This is a genomic window from Prosthecobacter debontii, assembly GCF_900167535.1.
GTDB classification, from domain to species: domain Bacteria; phylum Verrucomicrobiota; class Verrucomicrobiia; order Verrucomicrobiales; family Verrucomicrobiaceae; genus Prosthecobacter; species Prosthecobacter debontii.
In genome coordinates this window covers 1-7,030 of the sequence record NZ_FUYE01000037.1, presented here as the reverse complement: position 1 = coordinate 7,030, position 7,030 = coordinate 1, and the positions used below count along the sequence as shown (strand labels likewise).

The window sequence follows — 7,030 nt, the reverse complement described above, 5'->3', positions numbered from 1 at the left end:
CTCCACACGCTTGGGTCTGTTAAATGTGAATCATACAGATCATAGACACCATCACCATCTGAGTCACCGAGTCCATCATAAGGAAGTCCGTTGTTCCCGTCACCATCCCAGTCATCCCATAAAGTCGAATCCAGAGGATTGGAATCTTCAGGATTATGCACACCATCACCATCCCAGTCATAATATGAACTTCCTGCGCCGAGTGCGGCATAGTTGACTGCGTAAAAGGAGTGGAATTGATCATAGTCACTGTAGCCATCGCTATTGCTATCCCACATCAGTGGGTGGTAACCCTCGTTAGGCCCGCCTAGCAGATCCAGTTCATCGCCGTCCGTTATGCCATCAAAATCACTATCAGGATTGTAGATGTTGGTTCCCCAAGCCTGTTCACGGAGATCCATGACGCCGTCTCCGTCACTGTCATTATCGTAGCCGGGGTATTCCCACGATAGTTCGTCCCCTTCATCAAACTGGCCATTTTCATTCCAATCCTCGTATTGGATGTAGATAGTCCCAGTGCCCGGATCGAATTCAGCTGCCCTGATACTGACGGCACTTAGCTGAGGCGTCGTTGAAAGAGGTGTGATGAAGAGCAACAGCAAAGCCAGCCAGCGCCTGAGTTGCGAAGCTCTCAGACGTGACAAAGCAGGGCTTCGCCGAACTGTGACCAGGCATTGGGGAGGCAAAGTCATAACCTAAAACGGTTCGTTTAGTTTTTAACGGGGGATGAAGCGGGCGGCGTGGGCGCTGCTGAGGGCGACTGAGTTTTCGGCCCAGGAGGAGTTTGAGGAGGCACAGCGGGCGCCGAAGGAGGTCTCGCCGTCGGGATCCTTGGCTTGATGGCATTGGTTGGGCCACTTTGTGCACCATTAAATGTCCTCTTCAGCGGAACGGAACTGTTTGGAGCTGATGGTCGTTGGACAGGTCTATAATTTACATTCGCAGGTGCCTTGGTTTTGCTTTGGCATTGGCACCCTGAAGTGTTCCCGCTGGAGCCACTCGCCGCGAGGCTACCACCACACCCCTGATATGAAGAACATCCTCCACCTGCTTGATTTTGACCTCCTGGTTTTTCCGTGGATAGATAGGTGACCCCAACGGCTAAAACCGCTAAAGATGCAAATAGTGGCCAAGCCGCCCAAGACGTCCCGACAGCTTGATTACCGGTTTTAACGCCTCGTGCATCAAGTAGAAAGATTAGCAGTAGCACGGGAAGAAAAACTTCCAGACGTCCCTGCGCTCCATGGGTAGAAAAATCCCAAAAAAAAGCCAAGGCTAAAATTTTATACCAAGGGTGTGTTGCCATCGACAAAGGAATATTTAGACCCCTTTTTAACCCATCATATTTCACCTATAGCAATAAGAAAAATGTCTGCATCAAATTTTCTCAGTATTAAGACTGAAATCGCCCTGCTCCAGTATATCGTAAGCGTCACGCGGGTGACTTTGGAGGAGGTGGCATCATGGAGGTCATAGGTGGTCAGGGATGCGCTCTAAGAACCAAGAGGCGAGGGTTATGAGGAGTGATCGAGCGGGACGTGTTCGACACGCTGAGGGGCAACTGCGGCCGTGAAGGCATCAAGGCCGGAGCCGGCCTCACAGACCTCTTCACCCGCCTGCCCACCGAGACCCATCCGACCGTGCACCGGCTCACGCCGAAAGCCTGGGCAGCCGAACCAAGAGCTCAGAACCAGCCGCAGGCAAAGACCTGCGCTGCCTCAATGCAGCCAGAACTGTCAAGCTCCCAGGGACGGGGCTGCGTTTGACGGATACGCCAAGTCGAAAAGGACATGCTGTCAAAGGGAGTCAAAAGCGTCCGCCTCTGCCTTGGCTCAATTGCCTCGGTGCGATTGCCAAATGGTTTCAAAGCCCGGCTGCTGTGGGCATGGGGGCTTGCCCTCACGGTTTGACAGGAACGCGGTGAGCGCGTAGGGGATAGAGTGCCTTTTTTCCGTTCTCTCAGCTTGCTCCAGCTACCGGCATTTTTGATGCTGTTGCTGCTGGTGCCTGGGATTCAGCCGGTGGCTGGGGCGGAGGATTCGGGGCAGGTTTTCAGTAAGCAAACCCGGGGTGAAGTCATCTTGCGGGTCGCAGGTGAGCACGCACGCGGTTTCTCCCCCATCACACCCAGCCTGGAGTATGAGGGCGGGTCATCGTTGGTTCTTCAGACGTGCCCACAGGTGGGGCTGTTGCTGTCTCTCGGAGATGTCAGGAGGACCACGCCGACCTGGTGTGGCCGCCGGATGATCCGAGGTCCACCGGGACGATAAGCTGCCTCCGTTGACGGTCCGCTCAAGCCTCCTGGAAATGTCCTTCTGTTCTGTCTCAGAAGGCCAACGGGAGCGAGTGGTGATGCATCCCTATCAATCCATAAGCTTATCTGATTTCTGTGAGCACGACGATACTCATGGACATCCTCCGCATCGGTCTGGGTCTGGTTGGACTCTGGATGGTGTGGCAGGTGTTCAAGGTCTTCAAGAATTTGTCGAAAAACTCGGAGTCTGATCTTTCCGCCTCGGGAAGCTCGAACGATGAGACTCATCCGTAAAGGATGAGGGTGCGGTGGTTTCGATCACCGGGTCTGCCTCGTTGACGAGGCGGAAGCTCCAGCGGGCGGTTGTTCCCCCGCTGGGGCCTGTTTTCAAGGCGCTTTGACGCTCTTGCCTTTCTCTTAACGGTGGTGTGCTGTGAACACTGGCCGCCCATCCCGACAGACGGAGCCGTTTGTCTCTAAAGACCCTTTCTTTCCCACCCCCATGAATCACTTGGATCTCATCCTTACCCTGACCGGCGGCCTTGCGGCGGCACTCACCCTGGGGCTTTTGACCCGGAAAATCGGCCTCTCTCCGATTGTGGGTTATTTGTTAGCGGGCATCCTGGTCAGCCCGAACACCCCCGGCTTTGTCGCGCATAAGGACCTGGCTAAGGAGATGGCAGAGATCGGCGTGATCTTGCTGATGTTCGGCGTGGGGCTGCACTTCCATTTCAAGGAGTTGCTGGCGGTGAAGCGCATTGCTATCCCAGGAGCGCTGGTGCAGAGCGCCACAGCCACGGGCTTGGCGATTGTGATCCTGCATTTCTTTGGCTGGACCTGGCAGGAGGGGGCGGTGTTTGGCATGGCCATCGCCGTGGCCAGCACGGTGGTGCTCACGCGTGTGCTGGTGGATAACAATCATCTGCATACACCGGTGGGGCACATCGCCATCGGCTGGCTGGTGGTGGAGGATTTGTTCACGGTGTTTGTGCTGGTGCTTCTACCCGCGGTGTTTGGCAATGCGGGGGAGGCTACGGGGGCTGCCGCGAGCGGTGGTCTGGCCTGGGCGATGCTCTGGACGACGGTTAAAATCTGTGCGCTCGTGGCCTTCACGTTTATCGTCGGGGGCTGGGCCATCCCACGGTTGTTGCACTACATCGCCCGCACGGGGTCTCGGGAACTGTTTACACTGGCCGTGCTTGTGATTGCCCTGGGCATTGCCGTGGGGGCGGCGAAGCTCTTCGGCGTGTCCATGGAGCTGGGGGCCTTCCTGGCGGGCATGGTGGTGGCGCGGTCGGAGTTCAGCACGCGTGCGGCGACGGATGCGCTGCCGATGAAGGACGCCTTTGCCGTGCTGTTCTTTGTCTCGGTGGGCATGCTGTTTGATTTCAAAGCCATGCTGGAGGCCCCGGGCCTAGTCTTGGTCACGGTGGGCATCGTCATCGTGGGCAAACCGCTGGCGGCGATCCTCATTACGCTGCTGCTGCGTTACCCGCTGCGCACGGCTTTGTATGTGGGCGCGGTGCTGGCGCAGATTGGCGAGTTCTCCTTCATCGTGGGCACGCTGGGGCGGAACCTGGGGGTGGTGTCCGAGGGGGCCTTCAATGCCTTGGTGGCCACCGCCATTGTCTCGATCACCCTGACGCCTTTGTTTTATCGCTCCGTGGTGCCGCTGGAGCGCTGGCTGCTGCGGGTGCCATTTTTGAAAAAGCTTTTGGTTAGGTCAAAGGGGAACGCGGAGGACGCCATCACGGATAAACATGCCCAGCATCATGCCATCATCGTGGGGTATGGTCCTGTGGGACAGACGGTGGCGCGGCTGCTCCGGGATAACGACATCGTGCCCGTGGTGCTGGAGATGAATGTGGATACGGTGCAGAAGCTGAAGGCGGAGGGCACGCATGCCATCTATGGCGATGCCACGCATCCCGAGACGCTGAAACAGGCGGGCATCGATCAGGCGCGGGTGCTGGTTTTAAGCGCCTCCGGCCTGGAGGGGAAAGACCTCATTCGTGAAGCCCGTGAGCTGAATCCCGACATCCAGATCCTGGCCCGCACCGCTTATCTGCGGGAGGCGCACGCACTGGCGCATGCCGGGGCCAACAGCGTCTTTTCGGGGGAAGGGGAGGTGGCTCTCTCCATCACAGAATACATTCTGGAAAAGCTCAATGCCACGCGTGAGCAGATCGACCGTGAGAGCGAGCGCATCCGCAAGGAGTTTTTTACGCCGCCCTCGGCGTCATAGCTAGTTCGACTTTCAGATGATCTGACAAGGGCACAAAAAAGCGTGCATGGACCGTGAACCCATGCACGCTTCAGCAACCAAGCGATTGAAGGCGCGAGCCTTCAAACCAACTTAGAATTTAACACGAACGCCGGCCTGAACGCCAAAGACGTCGTCAAAGAACTCCTGCTCTTCCAGGCCGAGGCTGCCGTTGACGAAGAGGTCCACATGGGGAGCCACTTCCACGAACAGGCGGAGGAAGAGATTGTATTCCGCAGGCACCACATCATTGCTGTTGTAGGTCACGCCCAGGTGAGTTTCCACGATACCGAACTTGGCGCGGAAGTGTGGGGACACATACACGCCCCAGTCTTCATCGAGGTTGAAGTTGGCACCGAAATCATTGATGTCGAGGCTGGCGTAGCTGGCACCCACTTCCGTGACGAAGTGAATGTTACGGGTCAGAGGGATGTAGCCACCCACACCGACATTGACGGTCCAGTAGTCGAAATCAGCGTCATTGACGCCCAGTCCGAGACCCCCCAGATCCAGCTCCACATTGCTCCAACCGCCGTTGAGAGCGAAGTAGAGATGCTTCACCGGAGAGAACTCCAAACCTGCGACGATGCCATGAGCATCAACGTCCTGGCCGAGGAAGTCGGCGGATTGATAGCCGTAGGCGAGAGAGAAGTTCGAATAGGAAATCTCTTCGGGTTCGGGAGCGATCGTTGGAGCGACGGGTTCTTTGGCAGGAGCGGCTTCACCGGCGTAAGAAGCGGCAGCCAGCAGGAGGCAAGCAAGGGATGTGAATGTCTTTTTCAGCATGGTCAGGTTGGTTGATGAGTGTCCTCTCTTCGCCGTGTGAGGCACGGGTTCAGGTAGGATTAGGATAAATTCAGCTAGAGATCGATCACTCGTCAATATAAAAATCATGACTAGACCGACACTTTTTGTTCTTTATGCGTCCACCTGACATACTGAGCACTCAGGAACTCTAAATTTCTTATCGTATTCGGATACGAGGGATCGCCGCACCGCGATCCATTTTCGCTCCAGTGATTTGACGATCAGGGGCCCAGACGCCGTGGCTATCCGGTGCCGGTAAGCCATGTACACACGCAGATCTTGGCATTTTCGCGATATACCGGTGAAAGGCGCTTTTGCCTCAGCCTCCCCTTTTCGCTAACCAACTCTGAAACCAAAAACATCTCATGAAATCCTTTTTAGCCCCCGCTTTCGGGTCAATGGCCGCATGTGCCCTTCTGCTCTTCAGCAGCGGGATTCAGGCCCAGACCACCATCCACGCCGAGGGCGTGATCTCGGACTATGGCCCTGAGGCCCTGGTGATCTCATCCGGCACCCAGACCGTACCCCTGCGCTACTCCGCCACGCCAGACACCATCTATGTGGATGAATACGGTGCCCCCGTCTCCACCTCGGTGATCCGCTCGGGTGTGCCGGTGACGGTCTATTATGACCGCGTGGGTGATGCCCAGGTGGCCTCGCGAGTGGTCGTGCGCAAGACCACCACCGCTGCCGGCACCGTGCAGACGAAAGAAACCGTGACCACCACGAACTCGTCCGGGGTGATCTCTGACTTCGGTCCCAATGGGATCCTCGTTCGCACCGACGGCGCTGTGGACCCTGTGCGTTACAGCTCCACCGAGACCACCACCTATGTGGATGAGGCTGGGAATCCCGTCTCGATCGAGACCGTTCGCTCCGGCCTGCCCGTGACCATCTATTCCTATCGTGATGGAGATCGCGTGATCGCCTCACGCGTCGTCGTGCGCCGTGCTGCCACCGCCCCTGTGGTGGTGCCAGAAACCCGTGTCCGCACGGAAACCACCACGACCGTCATCCCGCTCGATGATGATGACGACGATGATGAATAGTCCATCTCCCTCTCAGCAATACTTCAACACCTTCTTTGTTATGAAAACCCTCTCTTTGATTCGTGGCGCTCTGGCTGCTGCTGCGATGCTTCCGTTGGTCAGTTGTGAAACGGAGGTCGTCGTGGATGAACCTCCGCAGACCATGACCATCCGCACTGAACAAAAGGAAACGATTTACCGTCGTTATCCCGATGGGATTGTGCAGACTCAGGTCACCACGGTGACGGAATAAACAGCTCTCCAACGTCCGTCACAGGATTTAGCGGCCCAGCACTGAGTGTTGGGCCGCCTTTTTTTGATCGTCTGGGAGTCTTAGAGCGTGTTATGAACTCTTGAGAAGAGGGAGTTAAGCATCAGCACGGCAAAGGCCAGCCAGTGGATGCCCGCCAGGGAGGTCGTCAAGCGTTCATAGTCTCTTGCCAGACGCCGGAACCGCGCTGACCAAGCAAATGAGCGCTCTACCACCCAGCGCCTGGGCAGTAGCACAAAGCCCTTCTTGGCTTCTTGAAGTTTCACCACTTCCAGCCTGATGCCCTCTGTTTGGGCAGCTTCGGCGGGCTGCTCTCCTGTGTAACCTTGATCCACATAGGCCAACTCCACCTTCTCTCCGGTTACCTCTTGAAGCTTTTGCGCCAGTTCTCCAACCTGCGCCCGCTC

Annotated in this window: 7 protein-coding genes and 1 pseudogene; 5 read left to right on the top strand and 3 right to left on the bottom strand. The window is 56.8% G+C overall.

Going from position 1 to position 7,030, the window contains the following annotated elements; genetic code table 11:
- A pseudogene (locus B5D61_RS25320) lies at positions 1–692 on the bottom strand (hypothetical protein); the annotation flags it as partial.
- A gap of 1,296 nt (positions 693–1,988) precedes the next feature.
- Here B5D61_RS25320 and B5D61_RS25985 point away from each other — a divergent pair.
- From B5D61_RS25985 to B5D61_RS25315, 3 genes are all read left to right on the top strand, one after another.
- Positions 1,989–2,270 carry a hypothetical protein gene (locus B5D61_RS25985; RefSeq protein WP_176159676.1) on the top strand — a complete coding sequence of 94 codons (282 nt, stop codon included), beginning with the start codon at positions 1,989–1,991 and terminating at the stop codon, positions 2,268–2,270.
- A gap of 119 nt (positions 2,271–2,389) precedes the next feature.
- Complete coding sequence (locus tag B5D61_RS26555; protein WP_217699073.1) at positions 2,390–2,548, top strand: hypothetical protein; 159 nt, start codon at positions 2,390–2,392, stop codon at positions 2,546–2,548.
- Between the two features lie 208 nt (positions 2,549–2,756).
- Positions 2,757–4,499: a cation:proton antiporter gene (locus B5D61_RS25315; protein WP_078816223.1), complete on the top strand. Its 1,743-nt coding sequence runs from the start codon at positions 2,757–2,759 to the stop codon at positions 4,497–4,499.
- Between the two features lie 111 nt (positions 4,500–4,610).
- Here the strand turns inward: B5D61_RS25315 and B5D61_RS25310 are convergent, their stop codons facing one another.
- Positions 4,611–5,303 (bottom strand): hypothetical protein, encoded by a 693-nt coding sequence (locus tag B5D61_RS25310; RefSeq protein ID WP_078816222.1) that lies wholly within the window; start codon positions 5,301–5,303, stop codon positions 4,611–4,613.
- Positions 5,304–5,689: 386 nt separating this feature from the next.
- Between B5D61_RS25310 and B5D61_RS25305 the strand changes: the two genes are divergently transcribed.
- The gene (locus B5D61_RS25305) at positions 5,690–6,373 is read left to right on the top strand and encodes a hypothetical protein (protein ID WP_078816221.1); all 684 of its coding nucleotides are present in this window, start codon (positions 5,690–5,692) and stop codon (positions 6,371–6,373) included.
- 40 nt (positions 6,374–6,413) lie between these two features.
- Positions 6,414–6,605, top strand: a complete 192-nt coding sequence (locus B5D61_RS25300; protein ID WP_078816220.1) for a hypothetical protein — start codon at positions 6,414–6,416, stop codon at positions 6,603–6,605.
- 80 nt (positions 6,606–6,685) lie between these two features.
- Here the strand turns inward: B5D61_RS25300 and B5D61_RS25295 are convergent.
- The coding region (locus B5D61_RS25295) for a transposase (RefSeq protein WP_139373149.1) at positions 6,686–7,030 on the bottom strand (345 nt) is incomplete at its 5' end.

Bases quoted from the DNA above. Each gene is read 5' to 3' on its own strand.
- B5D61_RS25310 (WP_078816222.1), bottom strand. From the start codon at position 5,303: ATGCTGAAAAAGACATTCACATCCCTTGCTTGCCTCCTGCTGGCTGCC.
- B5D61_RS25315 (WP_078816223.1), top strand. From the start codon at position 2,757: ATGAATCACTTGGATCTCATCCTTACCCTGACCGGCGGCCTTGCGGCG.
- B5D61_RS25305 (WP_078816221.1), top strand. From the start codon at position 5,690: ATGAAATCCTTTTTAGCCCCCGCTTTCGGGTCAATGGCCGCATGTGCC.
- B5D61_RS25985 (WP_176159676.1), top strand. From the start codon at position 1,989: ATGCTGTTGCTGCTGGTGCCTGGGATTCAGCCGGTGGCTGGGGCGGAG.
- B5D61_RS25300 (WP_078816220.1), top strand. From the start codon at position 6,414: ATGAAAACCCTCTCTTTGATTCGTGGCGCTCTGGCTGCTGCTGCGATG.